At 69.1% G+C, this 16,624-nt stretch carries 18 protein-coding genes; 13 read left to right on the top strand and 5 right to left on the bottom strand.

The annotated features are described in order from the left end of the window. Nucleotides 1-123: 123 nt before the first annotated feature. From LVB77_RS01815 to LVB77_RS01790, 6 genes are all read left to right on the top strand, one after another. Nucleotides 124-912 (top strand): ATP-binding cassette domain-containing protein, encoded by a 789-nt coding sequence (locus LVB77_RS01815; protein ID WP_232908519.1) that lies wholly within the window; start codon nucleotides 124-126, stop codon nucleotides 910-912. Further along, on the top strand, nucleotides 912-1,661 hold the full coding sequence (locus tag LVB77_RS01810) for an MlaE family lipid ABC transporter permease subunit (protein ID WP_232908518.1): 750 nt from the start codon (nucleotides 912-914) through the stop codon (nucleotides 1,659-1,661). Before LVB77_RS01815 ends, LVB77_RS01810 begins: the two co-directional genes overlap by 1 nt. Nucleotides 1,662-1,757: 96 nt before the next feature. Beyond that, nucleotides 1,758-2,336 (top strand): outer membrane lipid asymmetry maintenance protein MlaD, encoded by a 579-nt coding sequence (gene mlaD / locus LVB77_RS01805; protein ID WP_232908517.1) that lies wholly within the window; start codon nucleotides 1,758-1,760, stop codon nucleotides 2,334-2,336. After that, nucleotides 2,333-2,989: an ABC transporter substrate-binding protein gene (locus tag LVB77_RS01800; RefSeq protein ID WP_232908516.1), complete on the top strand. Its 657-nt coding sequence runs from the start codon at nucleotides 2,333-2,335 to the stop codon at nucleotides 2,987-2,989. The genes mlaD and LVB77_RS01800 overlap by 4 nt, the downstream gene beginning before the upstream one ends. 2 nt (nucleotides 2,990-2,991) lie before the next feature. Continuing rightward, nucleotides 2,992-3,273, top strand: coding sequence for an STAS domain-containing protein (locus LVB77_RS01795; protein WP_232908515.1), 282 nt, complete (start codon nucleotides 2,992-2,994; stop codon nucleotides 3,271-3,273). Nucleotides 3,274-3,347: 74 nt separating this feature from the next. Beyond that, nucleotides 3,348-4,610, top strand: coding sequence for a VacJ family lipoprotein (locus LVB77_RS01790; RefSeq protein ID WP_343226216.1), 1,263 nt, complete (start codon nucleotides 3,348-3,350; stop codon nucleotides 4,608-4,610). 363 nt (nucleotides 4,611-4,973) lie between these two features. Here LVB77_RS01790 and rmuC read toward each other — a convergent pair whose 3' ends face one another. Continuing rightward, a complete protein-coding gene (rmuC, locus tag LVB77_RS01785) occupies nucleotides 4,974-6,329 on the bottom strand; it encodes a DNA recombination protein RmuC (protein WP_232908514.1) in 1,356 nt (451 codons plus the stop codon). 150 nt (nucleotides 6,330-6,479) lie between these two features. Here rmuC and LVB77_RS01780 point away from each other — a divergent pair, with 150 nt between their 5' ends. Then, on the top strand, nucleotides 6,480-6,869 hold the full coding sequence (locus LVB77_RS01780) for a hypothetical protein (protein ID WP_232908513.1): 390 nt from the start codon (nucleotides 6,480-6,482) through the stop codon (nucleotides 6,867-6,869). Here LVB77_RS01780 and LVB77_RS01775 read toward each other — a convergent pair. Beyond that, complete coding sequence (locus LVB77_RS01775) at nucleotides 6,866-7,810, bottom strand: LysR family transcriptional regulator (protein WP_232908512.1); 945 nt, start codon at nucleotides 7,808-7,810, stop codon at nucleotides 6,866-6,868. The genes LVB77_RS01780 and LVB77_RS01775 overlap by 4 nt on opposite strands. A 95-nt stretch (nucleotides 7,811-7,905) precedes the next feature. Here LVB77_RS01775 and LVB77_RS01770 point away from each other — a divergent pair, with 95 nt between their 5' ends. The 3 genes from LVB77_RS01770 (at nucleotide 7,906) to LVB77_RS01760 (ending at nucleotide 10,227) form a co-directional block, all read left to right on the top strand. Continuing rightward, nucleotides 7,906-8,856: a DMT family transporter gene (locus LVB77_RS01770; RefSeq protein WP_232908511.1), complete on the top strand. Its 951-nt coding sequence runs from the start codon at nucleotides 7,906-7,908 to the stop codon at nucleotides 8,854-8,856. A gap of 29 nt (nucleotides 8,857-8,885) precedes the next feature. Continuing rightward, nucleotides 8,886-9,584, top strand: a complete 699-nt coding sequence (locus LVB77_RS01765) for a hydrolase (RefSeq protein ID WP_232908510.1) — start codon at nucleotides 8,886-8,888, stop codon at nucleotides 9,582-9,584. A 310-nt stretch (nucleotides 9,585-9,894) separates the two neighbouring features. Beyond that, nucleotides 9,895-10,227 (top strand): hypothetical protein, encoded by a 333-nt coding sequence (locus tag LVB77_RS01760; RefSeq protein WP_232908509.1) that lies wholly within the window; start codon nucleotides 9,895-9,897, stop codon nucleotides 10,225-10,227. 10 nt (nucleotides 10,228-10,237) lie between these two features. On the opposite strand, the gene LVB77_RS01755 is transcribed toward LVB77_RS01760, so the two are convergent. Both LVB77_RS01755 and LVB77_RS01750 read right to left on the bottom strand, forming a co-directional pair. Then, nucleotides 10,238-11,422: a hypothetical protein gene (locus LVB77_RS01755; protein WP_232908508.1), complete on the bottom strand. Its 1,185-nt coding sequence runs from the start codon at nucleotides 11,420-11,422 to the stop codon at nucleotides 10,238-10,240. An 80-nt stretch (nucleotides 11,423-11,502) separates the two neighbouring features. Continuing rightward, nucleotides 11,503-12,672 (bottom strand): class I SAM-dependent rRNA methyltransferase, encoded by a 1,170-nt coding sequence (locus tag LVB77_RS01750; protein WP_232908507.1) that lies wholly within the window; start codon nucleotides 12,670-12,672, stop codon nucleotides 11,503-11,505. A gap of 138 nt (nucleotides 12,673-12,810) precedes the next feature. Between LVB77_RS01750 and LVB77_RS01745 the strand changes: the two genes are divergently transcribed. The 3 genes from LVB77_RS01745 to LVB77_RS01735 all read left to right on the top strand — a co-directional run bounded on the left by LVB77_RS01745 (nucleotide 12,811) and on the right by LVB77_RS01735 (nucleotide 14,623). Continuing rightward, the gene (locus tag LVB77_RS01745; RefSeq protein ID WP_232908506.1) at nucleotides 12,811-13,575 is read left to right on the top strand and encodes a rhomboid family intramembrane serine protease; all 765 of its coding nucleotides are present in this window, start codon (nucleotides 12,811-12,813) and stop codon (nucleotides 13,573-13,575) included. A 79-nt stretch (nucleotides 13,576-13,654) separates the two neighbouring features. Then, on the top strand, nucleotides 13,655-14,026 hold the full coding sequence (locus LVB77_RS01740; protein ID WP_232908505.1) for a hypothetical protein: 372 nt from the start codon (nucleotides 13,655-13,657) through the stop codon (nucleotides 14,024-14,026). 24 nt (nucleotides 14,027-14,050) lie between these two features. Next, nucleotides 14,051-14,623 carry a cysteine hydrolase family protein gene (locus tag LVB77_RS01735; RefSeq protein ID WP_232908504.1) on the top strand — a complete coding sequence of 191 codons (573 nt, stop codon included), beginning with the start codon at nucleotides 14,051-14,053 and terminating at the stop codon, nucleotides 14,621-14,623. Nucleotides 14,624-14,640: 17 nt separating this feature from the next. Here the strand turns inward: LVB77_RS01735 and LVB77_RS01730 are convergent, their stop codons facing one another. After that, the gene (locus tag LVB77_RS01730) at nucleotides 14,641-16,383 is read right to left on the bottom strand and encodes a phosphoethanolamine transferase (RefSeq protein WP_232908503.1); all 1,743 of its coding nucleotides are present in this window, start codon (nucleotides 16,381-16,383) and stop codon (nucleotides 14,641-14,643) included. Between the last annotated feature and the right edge of the window lie 241 nt (nucleotides 16,384-16,624).

Genomic DNA, 16,624 nt, shown 5'->3' with positions numbered 1-16,624 from the left:
CGCCGTCTAACCTGCGACAATGACCGCGCTGCATCCCCCGTTCAGCCTCCGCACGCCAAGCTGCCGACACTTGCGTCCCCGTCCGGCCGCCGCGGCCGCACTTTTCCGGATCACGCCCCACGCATGAGCACCGAAACGCCCATCGTCCGCCTGACCGACCTGCGACTGGATCGCGGCGGACGCGCCGTGCTGCGCGACATCAACCTGTCGGTGCCGCGCGGCAGCATCGTCGCCGTGCTGGGCCCGTCGGGCAGCGGCAAGTCGACGCTGCTGTCGGCGCTGACCGGCGAACTCGCGCCGGCCGCGGGCCGCGTCGAAGTGCTGGGCCAGGACGTGCCGCACCGTTCGCGCGCGCTGCTGGAGCTGCGCAAGGGTCTGGGCGTGCTGCTGCAGGGCAACGGCCTGCTTACCGACCTCACCGCGGCCGAGAACGTGGCCCTGCCGCTGCGCACCCACACCGACCTGCCCGACGCGCTGATCCGCCGCCTGGTGCTGATGAAGCTCAACGCGGTCGGCCTGCGCGCGGCCGCCGACGCCTATCCGCGCGAACTCTCCGGCGGCATGGCGCGCCGGGTCGCGCTGGCGCGCGCGCTGGCGCTGGACCCGCCGCTGATGATCTACGACGAACCGCTGACCGGGCTGGACCCGATCGCCTCGGGCGTGGTCATGAGCCTGGTGCGCCGCCTCAACGACACCCTGGGCCTGACCAGCATCATCGTGACCCACCACGTCCACGAAACCCTGCCGGTGGCCGACCACGCCATCGTGATCGCCAACGGCGGCATCGTCTTCTCCGGCACGCCGGCGCAGCTGGAAGCCAGCACCGACCCGCTGGTACAGCAGTTCCTGCGCGGCCAACCCGACGGCCCGATCGCGTTCGACGCCGCGCCGCGCACGGCGGAGGCCGCCTGATGGCCTTCGTCGACGCCACCCGCCAGCTCGGCCGCGCCGGCCTGTTCACCCTGTCGGTGTTCCGGGCCTCCAAGCCGACCCCGGACTTCTTCCGCGAGCTGATTCGCGAAATCTACAAGATCGGTGCGCGTTCGCTGCCGATCATCGCCGTTGGCGGCGCGTTCGTGGGTCTGGTGCTGACCCTGCAGGGCTACCGCACGCTCGCCACCTTCGGCGCCAGCAACTCGCTGAGCACCCTGCTGGGCCTGTCGCTGTACCGCGAACTCGGCCCGGTGCTGACCGCCCTGCTGTTCATCGGCCGCGCCGGCAGCTCGATCGCCGCCGAACTGGGCCTGATGCGCGCCACCGACCAGATCACCGCGCTGGGCCTGATGGCGATCGATCCGGTCGGCAAGGCGGTCGCGCCGCGCTTCTGGGCGGCGGTGCTGAGCGTGCCGCTGCTGACCGGTTTCTTCTGCAGCTTCGCGATCGCCGCCAGCTATCTGGAGGCCGTGCACGTGATCGGCCTGGACCCGGGCTACTTCTGGCCGGCGCTGAAGGACAACGTCGATTTCGTCGACGACTTCTGCGTGGCCTTGTTGAAGTCGGGCGTGTTCGGCGCCACCTCGGCGCTGGTCGCGGCCTACGTCGGCTACCACGCCGAGCCGACCATCGAAGGCACCTCGGTCGCCACCACCAAGGCAGTGGTCAACGCCTCGCTGCTGGTGCTGATGTTCAACTTCGTCATGTCCGCGCTGTTGTTCCAATAACGAATTCCGTCGCAAGCACCCGTGCCTCCAGGCGCGGACTTTCCAATGCAACACCCGCTCTTGGCGGTTAACGATCGGTACTTGGAGATCCACCTCATGTCCGTGCGCAGTCCCCGCATCGAATTCGCCGTCGGCGCGTTCCTGTTGCTCGCCCTGGCCTCGCTGCTGGTGCTGGCGATCGCCTCCACCAACGGCAAGTGGGGCTTCGGCGGCGACAGCTACGCGCTCAAGGCCCGCTTCACCACCATCGGCGCGCTGCGCCCGAACGCGCCGGTCAAGATCGGCGGCGTCGCGGTGGGCCAGGTGTCGCACATCGAGCTGGACCCCAAGACCTTCGAGTCCAAGGTCACCCTGGATATCAACAGCCAGTACAAGGATCTTCCCGCCGACACCTCAGCCGGCATCTTCACCAGCGGTCTGCTCGGCGAGAGCTATATCGGCCTGACCCCGGGCGGCGATCCCGAATCGCTGAAGCCCGGCGACGAGATCTTCCTGACCCAACCCGCGGTCGACCTGATCCAGCTGGTCGGCAAGTACATGTTCAGCGGCGGCGGCGCCCAGGGCGGCGACAAGAAGGACGCCGCGACACCCGCCACCGAAGACGTACCGGCGTATTTGCAAGGCGATGCCCCGCAAGGCGACGCCGCCCCCACCCAAGACGAGAAGAAGCCATGAAGCGCACTTTCATTTCCCTGCTGATCGCCTCGGCGCTGCTCGCCGCCGCGCCGGCCGCCGTGTTCGCGCAGACCGCGCAGCCGGCCGCCACCGCGCAAGCCGGCTCGCCCAGCCAGATGGTGCTCAGCAACAGCACCCGCATCCTGAGCACGCTGGAATCGCGCCGCGCCGAGTTCATCAAGAACCGCGCCGCGCTGAGCCAGTTCATCAGCACCGAGTTCAACCAGATGTTCGACCGCGACTACGCGGCGCGCCTGGTCCTGGGCACGCACGGCCGCGGCGCCTCCGACGCCGACGTCAAGCTGTTCGCCGATGCGCTCAGCACCAGCCTGATGCAGCGCTACGGCTCCTCGCTGCTGGACTTCAACGCCAAGCTCAAGGTGCGGATCAAGTCCGAAACCCCGCTGCGCGGCGGCGCCATCGTCAAGGTGTCCAGCGAGTTCCTGCGCCAGGGCGGCGAGCCGGTGCCGGTGGATTACCTGATGCGCAAGGTCGGCAGCAACTGGAAGGTGTTCGACGTGATGGTGGAGGGCGTGAGCTTCGTGCAGACCTTCCGCAATCAGTTCGACACCCCGCTCAAGCAAAAGACCATCGCCCAGGTCGCCGCCGACATCCAGGCCGGCCGTCTGCAGGCGCAGGCCCAGGGCAACTGAGCATGAGCGCGGCCACGGTCCGACGCGAAGGCGAGGCGCTGGTGTTCGCCGGCGCGCTTGAGCGCGCGGCGGTGGCCGGGTTGTGGCGGCAGGCGCAGCCCTTGCTGAAGGATCTGCGCCGCCTGGACCTGAGCGCGGTCAGCGCGGTCGACAGCGCCGGTTTGGCGCTGCTGGCCGAACTCGCCGCGCGCGCGCCGGATATCGGCGTGATCGGCGCGCCGCCGGGCTTGAGCGAGCTGCGCGCCGCCTACCGACTCGACGAGGGACTGGGCTTTTCCAGCTGATCCCAAACACACCGTTGCGGTCGCCAACGCCTTATGGACGTGGCCGGGCCGCCCCTAGCGAATAGACTGCGACCATGCGCTCCCCCTCCCCCGTAATCGCTCTTGCCCTGGTGCTGTTGCCGCTGGCCGCCCACGCCCAGCAGATGTCGGCGCAGCAACGTAAGACCTACGAATCCTGTCTGGCTGCCGGCGACGGCAGCGCGGATGCCGCGCTGGCGTGCCGGTTGAAGATCGAAGACGGCGCGACCGGCATCGCGCCTTCGGCCCCGGCGCAGGCCGACGTGGCCGAAGGCACGACGGCGCCCGTCGAAACCGAAGCCGAAGCGGCCGCGCGCGAGGCGGCCACGGCCAAAGCCGATGCGGAAGCGTCGGCCACCGCGGCGGCCGACGCCTCGAACGCGCGCAGCGCTGCTGCCGAGGCCGAACCGATATCGGCGCTCGACGCGTCCGCGCCGGAGCAGGTGCAGGCCGCATCCGACACGGCGGCCGATGCCGGCACTGCCGCCGCGCAAGCGACCGATCCGCGCACCGACGCCGAGCGCGACTTCGACGCGCTCTACGGCGCGCAGTCGCAGGAATACGACCCGGTCGCCGACCCGACCCTGCCCGCGCCGGCCTCGCTGCCGACCATCTACGACCCGTGGCAGGGCTACAACCGCAAGATGCACCGCTTCAACAACGCGGTCGACCGCATCATCGCCAAGCCGCTCGCGCGCGCTTACGTGCGCGTGGTGCCGCGCCCGGTGCGCTTGGGCGTGAGCAACTTCTTCAACAACCTCGGCCAGCCGGTGTCGGCGGTGAACGCGCTGCTGCAGGGCAAGCCCAAGCAGGCCGCGCAGTCGCTGGGCCGCTTCGCGCTCAACAGCACGGTCGGCATCGGTGGCATCTTCGATCCGGCCAGCGACGCCAAGCTGCCCAACCGCAGCGAGGACTTCGGCCAGACCCTGGGCATCTGGGGCTGGAAGCGCTCGCGTTACCTGGAACTGCCGCTGTTCGGTCCGCGCACCGTGCGCGACGCCTTCGGCGCGGTCGGCGACGCGCCGCTGAGCCCGCTGCGCAAGGTCGAGCGCGACCGCATCCGCATCCCGATCCAGGGCCTGCAACTGGTCGACGTGCGCGCCCAGCTGCTGCCCACCGACGCCCTGCGCGAAGGCGCCGAGGACGACTACACCCTGGTGCGCGATTCGTGGATGCAGCGCCGCGACTACCAGATCTTCGGCGACCGCATGGACGCCGAGGACAACGGCCTGCCGGACTACCTGCGCGACGACAGCAACCCCAGCGTGCCGGCGGACGCGATGCCGATCCTGCCGACGGACGCGAATTACAACCGCTGAAGTGCCGCCCTCACCCCAACTCCTCTCCCGCAAGCGGGAGAGGGGCTTTTAAAGCGCGGCGCAACTCACATTCCAAGCTCGACTGAGCCCCTCTCCCGCTTGCGGGGTGAGGGACAGCGCTTGCGAGCCATTGGCTCGCGCTGCACCGAACGCCCGACCGCTGTGCGGTCGGGCCGGGTGCGGGTTGGGGTGAGGGCAGCGCAGCGCCGCAACTCCACATCGCGACCGTTCGCAGGATGCGGGGAACCGAAGGCGAACCGCATAGTCGCCATGCCGCGCAGGCGATGGAGCTCGGGATCCATCGCGACTTACGTCGCTCCCACAGAAAGCAAAGCCGACCCACTTGCACCGTCGACGCCCGGCTCAGGCCTCGTCGTCGCCCTCGGCGCCATCGTCGTTACCCAGCAAACGCCGCGCCTCGTCGGCCGGCAGGCTTTCCACGCCCTTGAGCCGGCGCTCGATCGCGCGCGTGCGCACGCCGGCCGCGTCGATGCTGTTGCGTACCGTATCCAGCTGCGTGCGGGTTTTTTCCAACACGCCCGCGAACTTGCCGAACTCGTTCTTGACCGCGCCCAGCAGTTGCCAGACCTCGCTGGAACGCTGCTCGATCGCCAGCGTGCGAAAGCCCATCTGCAGGCTGTTGAGCAGCGCCAGCAAGGTGGTCGGCCCGACCAGGGTGACGCGGAAATCGCGCTGCAAGGTTTCGAACAAGCCCGGGCGCCGCAGCACCTCGGCGTACAAACCTTCGGTGGGCAGGAACAGCAGCGCGAAGTCGGTGGTGTGCGGCGGCGCCAGGTACTTGTCGCGAATGCGCTTGGCCTCGACCTTGACCTGACGCTCCAGTCCCGCGGCCGCCAAGGCCAGCGCCTCGGCATCGGCGCGGTCCTGCGCATCGAGCATGCGCTCGTAATCCTCGCGCGGGAATTTGGCGTCGATCGGCAGCCGGATCGGCAGTTCCGGCGCGCTGCCGGGCAGGCGCACCGCGTACTCCACGCGCTCGCCGCTGCCGGGCACGGTGGCGACGTTGCTGTCGTACTGCTCGATCGTCAGCACCTGCTCCAGCAGCGCGCCCAGTTGCACTTCGCCGAAGGTGCCGCGGGTCTTGACGTTGGTCAGCACGCGCTTGAGATCGCCGACGCCGCTGGCTAGCTGCTGCATCTCGCCCAGGCCGCGCTGCACCTGTTCCAGGCGCTCGGACACCAATCGGAAGGATTCGCCCAGGCGCGTCTCCAGCGTGGTCTGCAGCTTCTCGTCGACGGTGGCGCGCATCTTTTCGAGCTGACCGGTGTTGTCGGCCTGCAGTTCGCGCAGGCGCTGTTCCAGCGTGGTGCGCAGCTCGCCGATGCGCAGTTCGTTGCGTTGGGTGAGTTCGCTCAGACGCTGGCCCAGGCCTTCGGCGAAACGCTGCTGCAACTCGGCCGCCTCACCGCGCGCCTTGCGCGCGTCCTCGGTCAGCGCCTCGCGCAGCACGTCCAGGCGCTGGTCGGTGCTGCGGGTCAGTTCGGTCAGGCGCCCGCCGAAGCCCTCGATGCGCTGCTCCTGCGCCGCCGACAGGCTGTCCAGCTGCTGGCGCAGCTCGCCGCGCCCCTCGCGCTGCTCCTCGCGCAGCGACTGCTCCAGCCGCCCGTCGGGCTTGCGCAGCAACAGCACGATCAGCAGCACGATCGCCACCAGCACGGCGATCAACAACAAGGTCAGCAGCAGCGGGGTTTCGGCCATGGCGACAGTGTAGCCCGGCCGGTCGCAGGGGCTAAGAAGCGGCTTGTCGGAACGGTCGCGCTGCTGAGATAGTGCGGCCGACCTTCGCTATCGCACCCTACGCTTCAGACCAGGCCGTCGCCGCAACGCCTACGCCCAAGCCGGAACAGCATGACCTCGACTACACGCCAACGCCTGACCAAGATCGCGCGCATCGGACTGGCGATCAAAGTGGCGGCGCTTATCCCTGCCTTGACGGCCTGTTTGGTGGTCTTGTTTGCCATGTCCGGCGGCGAAGCGACGTACGAGGCCTGCGGCGACCACTCCGCGTTCGTGGCCTGGTGCTTCAACTATTGGTGGGCGGCACTGATGTTCGGCACCTTGGCCGTTGTCGTCATCGAGTGGGTGGTCGTGCAGTTCATCCGCTGCCCGCATTGCAGGTTCCGTCTCGCACGCGCACACGGCCCGAGCTGGGCGTTCTTCGTCCTCAACGCCGACATCCGCTACTGCGCGCACTGCGGACGTTCGCTGGACGGGGCCAACGACAGCGTCGTTGGTTAGGCCGCCGCCGCGCTCAGCCAGCCCGGATTGCGCTTCCAGCGCTCCTCCAAAAACTCCACGAACGCGCGCACCTTCGCCGGCACGTAGCGCCGCTCGGGCATCAGCGCGTGCACGTCCAGGCCGGCGATGTCCCAGTGCGGCAGCACGCGCTCCATGCGGCCGTCGCGGATCTCGTCGGCGATGGCGAACTCGGGGATGCGCGCGATGCCGGCGCCGGCCAGCACGGCGGCTTTCAGCGCGAGGCTGGAGTTGGCGTCCAGGCGCGCACCCAGGGCCACGCGTACGACCTCCTCGCCGTGGCGCAGCTCCCAGGTGCGGCCGGTCGCGGCCAGGCTGAAGTGCAGGCAGTCGTGCGCGCTGAGCTCGTCCGGGCGTTGCGGACGGCCGCGCAGGTCCAGGTACGCGGGCGAGGCGCACAGCCAGACGCGACTGTAGGAAATCTTGCGCGCCACCAGGCTGGACGCGTCCAGGCGCCCCATGCGGATCGCCAGGTCCTGACTTTCCATCACCAGATCGGTCGGGCGGTCGTCCAGCTGCAGATCCAGATCGATCTGCGGGTAGCGCAGCAGGAACGCGCCCACGTGCGGGGCCACGTGCATCACCCCGAAGCTCATCGGCACCGACACGCGCAAGCGGCCCTGCACCACCTCGCCGGTGCCGGCGACCGCGTCCTCGGCCGCACGCGCCTCGGCGAACGCGGTCTGGGCGTGACGCAGATAGGCCTGGCCGGCCTCGGTCAGGCTGAGCCGGCGCGTGGTCCGGTGCAGCAGGCGCGTGCCCAGGCGCCGCTCCAGCGCCGAGACCTGTTTGCTGACCGCGGCCTTGGACAGGCCCAGGGCGTCGGCCGCGCGCACGAAGCTGCCCAGTTCGGCCACGCGCAGGAAGGCGAGCAGGCCGGCGAGGTCGGGGACGGGCAGACGGCCCTGCGGGATTGTTGACATAGAGAAACAGTTTAACCACCTGCGACCGGATTATCCGCCGGCGCCGAACCCGTAACTTGGCTCCCGTCCCGCCCTTCCCGACCCGGTACGCCGCCATGAGCCTGACCACGAAACGCCTGCTTCTCACCCTGCTGGCCGGCAGCCTGGTCGGCGCCATCTTCGTGATCTCCAAGCTCCTGCTGGGCCGCGGGCTCAGCCCGCTGATTGTTTCCCTGATCCAGACCGCCGGCGCCGCCACGGTACTGCTGGCCGTGCAGCGCGCGCGCGGCCAGCGCCTGCCGCTGGACCCGGCCTCGCGCCGCTTCTACCTGATCGCCGCCCTGATCGCGGTCGCCGGCTCGGCCCTGCTGGGCAACTGGGTGCTGGCGCGGATTCCGGCTGGCATCTTCACCGTGGTGGTGACCCTGTCGCCGATGTTCACCTCGCTGTTCAACGCCCTGGTCGAGCGCCGCTGGCCGTCGCCGACCGCGATGCTGGGCACCGGCCTGGGCCTGGTCGGCGTGCTGTTGGTGCTGGCGCCGCGCGCCCAGGCGGTCGAAGCCGAACAGGCGCTGGCGCTGGGCTTCGCCGTCGGCGTGCCGGTGCTGCTGGCGATCGGCAACGTCTACCGCAGCCGCTACTGGCCCAGCGGCCTGAGCGCGCCGATGTCCAGCGCCGGCACGATGCTGGTGCAGGCGCTGGCGGTGCTGCCGCTGATCGCGGTGAGCGGCCAACAGGCCAGCGTCGCGCAACTGGCCGCGTCCTGGCCGCTGCTGCTGGCGATGGTGCTGGTGACCTTGTCGGCCAACGTCGCCGCGGCCGCGCTGCAACGCATCGCCGACTCCGTCGCTTACAGCCAGATCGGCTACGTGGTCGCGCTGACCGGCGTGGTCTGGGGCGCGCTGTTGTTCGGCGAGCGCCTGGGCTGGGGCTTCGTGCCGGCGATGGCGCTGGTGTTCGCCGGCGTGGTGCTGGCCAACCGCCGCGTCGTGGCGCCCGCCATCGTCGCTCGCGTCGACACGATCGCCATGAGTTCCACCCTGCCCGCGCTGAACGGCGCGCGCTGATTCCCCCACCCTCCACTCGGAAATCCGTCATGCGCTTCCCGCTAGTCCGCACCGCCCTGCTCTCGCTGTTCGCCCTGTTCGTCGCCGCACCTGCCCATGCCGATCTGCGCGACCCGCTCACCCGCGACAACAGCGTGGTGCTGATGGTCGACTACCAACCGCAGTTCGTGTTCTCGGTGCAGTCGATCCCGGTGCTGGAGCTGATCAACAACGCGGTCGGCCTGAGCAAGGCGGCCAAGACCTTCGAGGTACCGACGTTCTACGCCACCATCAGCGCGCAGAGCTTCGGCGGCCCGTTCTTCCGCCAACTCACCGAAGCGCGCCCGGAGCTGACCCCGTTCGATCGGACCTCGATCGACGCCTGGCAGGAGCCGCGCCTGCGCGCCGCGATCGCGGCCACCGGACGCAAGAAGCTGCTGGTCAGCGGCCTGTGGACCGACAGCTGCGTGACCCTGCCGGTGCTGTCGGCGCTCAAGGAGGGTTACGAGGTGTACGTGGTGGTCGACGCCAGCGGCGACGTCAATCGCGAATCGCACGAGATGGCGGTGCAGCGCATGATCCAGGCCGGCGCGGTGCCGGTGACGTGGATGGCGGTGATGCTGGAATGGCAGGGCGACTGGGCGCGCGGCAACACCGGCGCGCAGGTGCAGAAGATCGCGCAGGAACACGGCGGCGGGTGGGGCCAGGGCATCGACTACCACCAACGCATGGTCGCGCCGCGCAAGTAAGCGCGCACCTCCAACCATTCCCCCTTTGAAAAAGGGGGGCCAGGGGGGATTTGCTTTTGCTCCTGACGACGCGGCAACGAACACCCGAACACCAAACGTATTTGCCGCGCTCACCCCTCACCCTGACTCTGCCCCGGCCCGACCGCACAACGGTCGGGCATTCGGTGCGGCGCGAGCCCATGGTTCGCAAGCGCCGCGCCTCACTCCGCAAGCGGGAGAGAGGACGTTGCCTCTCTCGTGAACGGGAGAAGGAACGTTACAGTGGCACTCCCCCATCGCCGCGGCATTCACGCCGCCGCCCGGAGTCGTCATGGCCGCTTGGTTCACCGTCGCTGCACCGCTGATTCCCGAAATCCTGCGCCTGGCGCGGCCCTACTTCACCCGCGCGCCGCAACAGGCGATCGCGCCGCCGTCGGACGTGGTCGCGGTGCAGATCGTCGAACTGCAGGACGTGGCGGCGCAGAACGCCGAGTCGATCAAGGTGCTGGCGGCGGAGATGCAGAAAACCATCGCCACGCTGCAGGAAGCGTCGATGCTGTTGGAGCAACGCTTGCGGCGCGCGCACCGCCTGAGTCTGGCGGCGGTGCTGGTGGCGGGCGTCGCCTTGGCGGTGGCGGTGGCGGGCTACGCCCTGGCGCGTTGAGCGCGAGGGTTCAAGTCTGCGGCCGGCTCGCCGCCGCATCGTCGGCCTGCGCCGGTTCCTGGGCGATGCGGTAACGGATGGTCGCCAACTGGTTTCGATACAGCGCATTGCCCTCGTCCAACGCCAGCGCCGCGCATTGGTGGCGCTCCGCTTCGCGGTATCGGCCCTGCGTCAGCAGCAGATACGCCAGATGGTGATTCAGGTAGGCGCTGTGCGGCGCGCGCGCGCAGGCCTGGGACGCCATCTCCAGCGCTTCGTCCCAACGCGACAGGCGCGCCAGGGCCTGCGCCTTGTGGCTGAGCAGGCTGGGCACGTAGGCCGGCGCCGCATGCGTCAGGGCCTCGTCCTGCACGGCGATCGCGTCCAGGCTGCGATCGGCGCCGATCAGCAGCGTCGACCGCTTCAGGGCGATGCCGACATGCGTCGCGTCGATGGACTTGGCGACGTCCAGCAGGCGCAGCCGCGCGTCCAGCGACAGGCTGCGCGCCTGGTTGGCCAGCTGCAGGTAGTAGTTCGCGGTCCGCTTCTTGTTGATGCGGTGCTGCTGCACGGCATGCGCGCGCATCTCGTCGGCACGTCCCTCGCGCGCCAGCGCCAGCATCGCGGTCAGGATCGCCGACCCGGGCCCGGCATGCCCCATCAGCGGCAGCCCCACGCGCAGCGCATCGCCGGCCTGGGCGATCAGGTCGACGTGACGCGCATCGGCTTTCACGAACGGGTCGTACAGCAGCACCGCGCGCAGATCGCGGCCGATGCCGTCGACGCGGTCGTGGGCGAACCGGATGCGGCCCGCTTCCGCCGCCCAGCGGGTCTCGAACGGCACCTTGGCGCGATCGATCGAATACTGCGGCACCACCGCGAAGGCCAGCGACGCGCCCAGCATCGGCGCGAAGTTCAGCGCCGCGTAACCGCCCATGCTGCTGCCGTAGGTCACCACCCGCGCGTAGCCGCGCGCGATCTCGGCGGCCCGGCGCACCGCTTCCAGCGCACCGTCGGACTGATACCAGTCGTTGCTGGCCGGCACCACGTGCAGGGCCGGCCAGCCGCGCGACTCGCACAGCTTCTCGGCCCAACCCAAACCCAGGGGATTGGGCAGCTCCGACCAGGGGGTGAAAGACACGACCAGGCAGTCCCGGTCGCGATCCAGCGAATTGGCGCGCAGACGCGCCGTTTCGCTACCGAATAATTCGCTCATTGTGCTTCGATGGTTGGCTCGCGCGGCCGACCGAACGCATCAGCGCCGGTCGGCTTCCAGGCCAAGCAATAGCACAAACCTCAGTCGAGTACGCGACAGAAAACCGCCTTCAAATAGCGCGATTCCGGAACTTGTGCCAACCAGGGATGATCCGCTCCTGCGCCAGACACTTTTAATACCTGCACAGTGCGCCCCGCATAGAACGCGGCGCGGCGGATCATGTCGAGGAACTGTTCCTCGCTGACCAGACCGGTGCAGGAGAAGGTCGCGAACAAACCGCCGGGCTTGACCACGCCCAACGCCAGCTTGTTCATGTCCAGGTACTTCTTCAGCGCCGGAATCACCTGCTCGCGGTCGCGGGTCATCTTGGCCGGGTCCAGGATCACCACGTCGAAGCGCTCGCCGGCATTCCCCATGTCGCGCAGGTACGGAAAAATGTCGGCCTGCACGAACTTGACGTGGGCGTTGTTGAGCTTGGCGTTGGCCTTGGCGATGTTGATCACGTCGGCGTCGATGTCCACGCCGATCACTTCCTCGGCGCCGCGCGCCTTGGCGTACACGCCGAAGCCGCCGGTGTTGCAGCACAGGTCCAGCACGCGCTTGCCGGCGACCTGCTGCGACAGCCACTCGCGGTTCTCGCGCTGGTCGGCGAAGAAGCCGGTCTTGTGCGCGCCGGCCGGATCGGCGCGGAAGCGGATGCCGTACTCGGTGATGGTCGCCGGCGGCACGGCCTCGGTGCCGCGGAAATCGAAACTCTCCTGCTTTTGCACGTGCTCGTCGGCGAAGGCGTAGAAGCGGCAGCCCGGGAACTGCGCGCGCAGCGCGTCGTAGATCCATTCGCGGTGGCGGAACGCGCCGGCGCTGAAGTATTCGACCACCAGCAGGTCGCCGTAACGGTCCACGACCAGGCCGCTGAGGCCGTCGCCTTCGCTGTGGACCACGCGCCAGGCGTCGCTGACCTGGTCCAGCTTGAGCACGTCGCGGCGCAGCGACACCGCCGCGGCGATCTTGCGCGCGAACCAGTCGGCGTCGATGACCACGTCGGGGTCGTTCTCGAGCATGCGCAGGGCGATGCGCGAGTGGCCGTTGTAGAAACCGCGGCCGATCCACTCGCCGTCGACGCCGATCACGTCGACGATGGAGCCGGGTTTGGGCCGCTGGGCGGGCTTGTCGACCAGACGCTGGAAGATCCAGGGGTGGGTGGATTTCCAGGCGTTCTTGAGGCGTACGGTGGGCAGTTCATTGTTCATGCGCACATTTTACGCGGGTTGGGCGCGGCACCGGCGGTTCGCCTTGCCGACGCGAGCCGGCGCCCATCCCACCGGCGGGACAAACTGGCCCGCCCAAACCGGCTTGTATTCGCAGCCAGCGGTGCCAATCTCGTCCCCATGCACCTGCCCACTCCGATCGCCCCGCCCGACACCCCGGCCCAGCGCGCGGCCGACCGCGGACGCTTCGTGCGCGCCCTCAACGCCAGCCTGGCCTTCGTGCTGGTGCTGGCGGCCATCTACAGCGCCCAGGGCCAGTTCGACGTCGGCGCCTGGTCGGTGCAGCCCTGGTCGCTGGAGGGCCTGATCGGCCTGCTGACCGCGCCTTTGCTGCACGGCTCGATCGAGCACCTGGCGACCAATGCGATCTCGCTGCTGATGCTGGGCCTGCTCGCCGGCGGCGTGTACCCGCGCGCCACGCTGCGCGCGCTGCCGCTGATCTGGCTGGGCTCCGGGCTGGGCGCCTGGCTGCTGGGCAGCGCCGGCAGCCATCATCTGGGCGCCAGCGGCCTGACCCACGGCCTGATGTTCCTGGTGTTCGTGCTGGGCCTGCTGCGCCGCGACCGGCCGTCGATCGCCGCGGCCATGATCGCCTTCATGTTCTACGGCGGCATGCTGCTGACCATCCTGCCGCGCGAGCCGGGCATTTCCTGGCAGGCGCACCTGGGCGGCGCGGTCGCCGGCGTGATCGCGGCCTTCCTGTTCCGCCACAGCGACCCGCTGCCGCCGCGCAAGCGCTACAGCTGGGAAGACGAGGAAGACAGCATGGTGCCCGCCAACGAGGAGCTGGAACCGCCCAGCCCGCGCGAGGTGCCGGTGCTGTGGAATCGCCCCGATCCCGAGCACGGCGTGGTCCTGCAGTTCCCGCCGCGCCGCGAACCGTGAACGCCGCGGCTTAACCCCGCCGCGGCGGCAGGCTAGAGTGGCGCACATCGCACCCCGTTCGGCCAGAGGATTCCGCCCGATGCGCCCAGTTTTCCGTGCCTTGGCCGTCAGCGCCCTGGTCCTGGCCAGTCCGCTCGCGGCCGCCAAGGGCGCCTGCCTGATCCAGGGTCAGCTGTCCGGCATGGCCTTCACCGATTGCAGCGAAGTCGACGACGCCAGCCCTTCGGGCGCGTACAAGATGCAATGCGAATCCAATGTCGCCTCGATCCAATCGGCCGGCGGCAGCGCCACCGCCACGGTCAGCAATGCTTGCCCGTCGGGCGCGCAGGGCGCCTGCGAGAACCCGATGGGCCGCAAGGTGCGCACTTACTACTACGCCCGCGATCCCCAGGCCCTGACGGTCACGCAGCGCAGTTGCGAGGCCACCGGCGGCACCTGGCGCAAGCCTTGAACGATACTTGATACCGGATCGGCCATGACCTCCGCCCTGCTGGTGATCGACGTGCAAAGCGGCTTGTTCGACGGCGAACCCCGTCCGGACGACGCCGATGCGGTGATCGCGCGCCTGAATTCGCTGATCGCGCGCGCGCGCGACGCCGGCACGCCGGTGATCTTCGTGCGCCACGAACGCATCGGCACCCTGCTGGAACCCGGCACGCCGGGCTGGGCATTCCAGGCGCAGCTGGACGTGCACGACGACGACCTCATTGTCGGCAAGACCTCGCCCGACGCCTTCCTGCGCACCTCGCTGGAAGGCCTGCTGCAATCGCTGGGCGTGGACCGCCTGGTGATCGGCGGCTACGCCAGCGATTTCTGCGTCGACACCACCACCCGCCGCGCCGCCGCGCTGGGCTATGCGGTGACGCTGGCCGCCGACGCCCACACCACCCACGACAAGCCGCACCTGACCGCCGCGCGTATCCGCGAGCACCACAACGCGACCCTGGTCGACATCGTCAGCTTCGGCGTGCCGATCGACGCGGTGAACAGCGCGGACATCCAGTTCGAGCGCGTGGAGCGTTCGGCGGCGCGCGGCGCACGGCGCTGAGGCCGCCGCGGGCGGCGCTATTCGCTGGCGCGCACGTTCGGCGCTTGGCCGGAGGGCCGCAAGGCGTAGCGGCTCAAGTCGGCATCGAGTTCGCTGAGGCTGTACATCTCGCCCAAGCGTAGCCGCCCGTCGCGCACGCCGACCTCGCGGAACGGATTGTCGGTGTAGAGGTTGGAGCCCTGCAGGTAATCCACGCCCGATTCGATGTTGGGGTTGTCGATGCGATAGCCCAGCTGCGCCATCAGCGCCCGTCCCAATCCGTAGTGGCTGATCCAGCCGCCGTTGCCGGGCGGCAGGTGGTCGCGCAGGCCGCGCGCGCGCACCAGCACCGGCACCTGCGCTACTTGCGGCGTGAGCACGTTGTGGCCCCACACGCCGTTCTCGCCCAGCATCTGGCCGTGATCGGACGTAACCACGAACAGGCCCTTGCCGGGCAGCGCCTCGAATCGCTGGTACAGCTGCGCGATCAGCGCATCCTGGTAAAGGATCGCATTGTCGTAGGCATTGCGCTGGCGCGTGTGGAACGGCAGCGTCGGCGCCGTCGGCCAACGCGCGTAGCGCTGGCCGTGGTGGGCGTAGTTCTTTTCGTAGGGCAGGTGCGCGGTACGCACCATGATCACGACGAAGTTGCGCGTGTCCGGCGCCACCCGCCGCGCCATGTCCAGGATCGCGTCGTCGCGCACGGCGATCACGCGCTTGAGATCGCTGTCGCGCGTGCGCACCACATCGATGCTGGCCACGTCGAGCTCGTTGAGCAGGTTCGGGCTTTGCGTGGACAGCCAATGGGTGCGGTAGCCGGCGGCCTTGGCCAGGCGCATCAGGTTGGTTCGGTACGAACGCTGCTGGGCCAGATTGCCCGGCTCGCGCACGCCGTTGATCAGCAGCGCCAGCGAGGCCGAGGTGGCGGTGGCGCCGGCGATCCCGTGATGCCAGCGGGCCTGGCCTTGCGCGACCCAGCGCGACAGCGTCGGCGTGGTGTCGCGCGCGTAGCCAGCCACGCCCCAGTGATCGCTGCGGGTGGAGTCGAAAATCACCAACCACAGGTTCTGCGGCACTGCGGATGCCGGCGGCGGCGTGCGCGCGACCCGGTAAGGCTGGTACTGCAGGTTGTAGGAATGCACCGGCTTGCCGAGCAAGTTGGCGGCATAGAAGCTGAAGGTATTGATGGAGTTGTGCAGCGAACTGCGCGCCGGCGCCGGCATGTACTGCGGCATCGCGCGTTGGCCGGCCTTGTAGGGTTTGGTCGCCAGCGCGAAAGCGAGCACCAGCAAGGCCAGCGGCGCGCGCGGTAAGGGCCAGCGCGGCAGGCCCAGGTTGTACAGCGCGAACAAAGCCGCATAAGGCAACGCGCCGGTCAGCAAGGTCGGCCAGTGCGTGCGGGCGCCGGCCCAGGCGGCTTCGGCGATATCCGGGGTTTCGCGCGGGATCATCGCCAGGTCCACCGGCGTGAGCGGACGGCCCATGGCGGCGATGTGGCACAGCTGCAGCAGCTGCATCAGCGCGAACGCCGCCAGCAACAGATTGGCGGGCCAGCGACGGCCGCCCAGCCACAGGCACAGGTGCATGCCGAACAAGGCCAGCGCCCACGGCAACTCCAATCGGCTCAGGTTGTGCGGGCTGGTCATCTGCTGCAGGAAATCGTCGGCCAGCGTCAATGTCGCGCAGGCCGCGGCCAGCGCGATCAACGCCGCCCAGCGGCGCAGGCCGGACGGGCGCGAGCGCCCGGGAGCCGATCGTAGTGTCGTTGCCGTGACCGCCATGCGCGCTTTCGTCCGGGTGCGAAGGCGGCGACGTTAAATAGGGGAAAACCCTTACGAGTTAAGGATTTGCTAGCGCACGCATCGAGCGCGCCAGGATGATCGCTGGAATGAGTTCGATTTGCGCACGGCCTGTGCCTACTCTGAATGTTGGTTCAGCCCAGGGGCCGATCTTCACTGCGGCCTTACCCACGTATCGTCCGATCTTTTGCGGCGCACGCGCCGGCCGGTACGGCCGGCCTAT

Origin of the sequence: Lysobacter sp. 5GHs7-4 (assembly GCF_021284765.1) — a bacterium.
Taxonomy (GTDB): Bacteria; Pseudomonadota; Gammaproteobacteria; order Xanthomonadales; family Xanthomonadaceae; genus Lysobacter.
This window is presented reverse-complemented; position numbering and strand designations above follow the sequence as displayed.

Bases quoted from the DNA above. Each gene is read 5' to 3' on its own strand.
- LVB77_RS01815 (WP_232908519.1), top strand. From the start codon at position 124: ATGAGCACCGAAACGCCCATCGTCCGCCTGACCGACCTGCGACTGGAT.
- LVB77_RS01810 (WP_232908518.1), top strand. From the start codon at position 912: ATGGCCTTCGTCGACGCCACCCGCCAGCTCGGCCGCGCCGGCCTGTTC.
- mlaD (WP_232908517.1), top strand. From the start codon at position 1,758: ATGTCCGTGCGCAGTCCCCGCATCGAATTCGCCGTCGGCGCGTTCCTG.
- LVB77_RS01800 (WP_232908516.1), top strand. From the start codon at position 2,333: ATGAAGCGCACTTTCATTTCCCTGCTGATCGCCTCGGCGCTGCTCGCC.
- LVB77_RS01795 (WP_232908515.1), top strand. From the start codon at position 2,992: ATGAGCGCGGCCACGGTCCGACGCGAAGGCGAGGCGCTGGTGTTCGCC.
- LVB77_RS01790 (WP_343226216.1), top strand. From the start codon at position 3,348: ATGCGCTCCCCCTCCCCCGTAATCGCTCTTGCCCTGGTGCTGTTGCCG.
- rmuC (WP_232908514.1), bottom strand. From the start codon at position 6,329: ATGGCCGAAACCCCGCTGCTGCTGACCTTGTTGTTGATCGCCGTGCTG.
- LVB77_RS01780 (WP_232908513.1), top strand. From the start codon at position 6,480: ATGACCTCGACTACACGCCAACGCCTGACCAAGATCGCGCGCATCGGA.
- LVB77_RS01775 (WP_232908512.1), bottom strand. From the start codon at position 7,810: ATGTCAACAATCCCGCAGGGCCGTCTGCCCGTCCCCGACCTCGCCGGC.
- LVB77_RS01770 (WP_232908511.1), top strand. From the start codon at position 7,906: ATGAGCCTGACCACGAAACGCCTGCTTCTCACCCTGCTGGCCGGCAGC.
- LVB77_RS01765 (WP_232908510.1), top strand. From the start codon at position 8,886: ATGCGCTTCCCGCTAGTCCGCACCGCCCTGCTCTCGCTGTTCGCCCTG.
- LVB77_RS01760 (WP_232908509.1), top strand. From the start codon at position 9,895: ATGGCCGCTTGGTTCACCGTCGCTGCACCGCTGATTCCCGAAATCCTG.
- LVB77_RS01755 (WP_232908508.1), bottom strand. From the start codon at position 11,422: ATGAGCGAATTATTCGGTAGCGAAACGGCGCGTCTGCGCGCCAATTCG.
- LVB77_RS01750 (WP_232908507.1), bottom strand. From the start codon at position 12,672: ATGAACAATGAACTGCCCACCGTACGCCTCAAGAACGCCTGGAAATCC.
- LVB77_RS01745 (WP_232908506.1), top strand. From the start codon at position 12,811: ATGCACCTGCCCACTCCGATCGCCCCGCCCGACACCCCGGCCCAGCGC.
- LVB77_RS01740 (WP_232908505.1), top strand. From the start codon at position 13,655: ATGCGCCCAGTTTTCCGTGCCTTGGCCGTCAGCGCCCTGGTCCTGGCC.
- LVB77_RS01735 (WP_232908504.1), top strand. From the start codon at position 14,051: ATGACCTCCGCCCTGCTGGTGATCGACGTGCAAAGCGGCTTGTTCGAC.
- LVB77_RS01730 (WP_232908503.1), bottom strand. From the start codon at position 16,383: ATGGCGGTCACGGCAACGACACTACGATCGGCTCCCGGGCGCTCGCGC.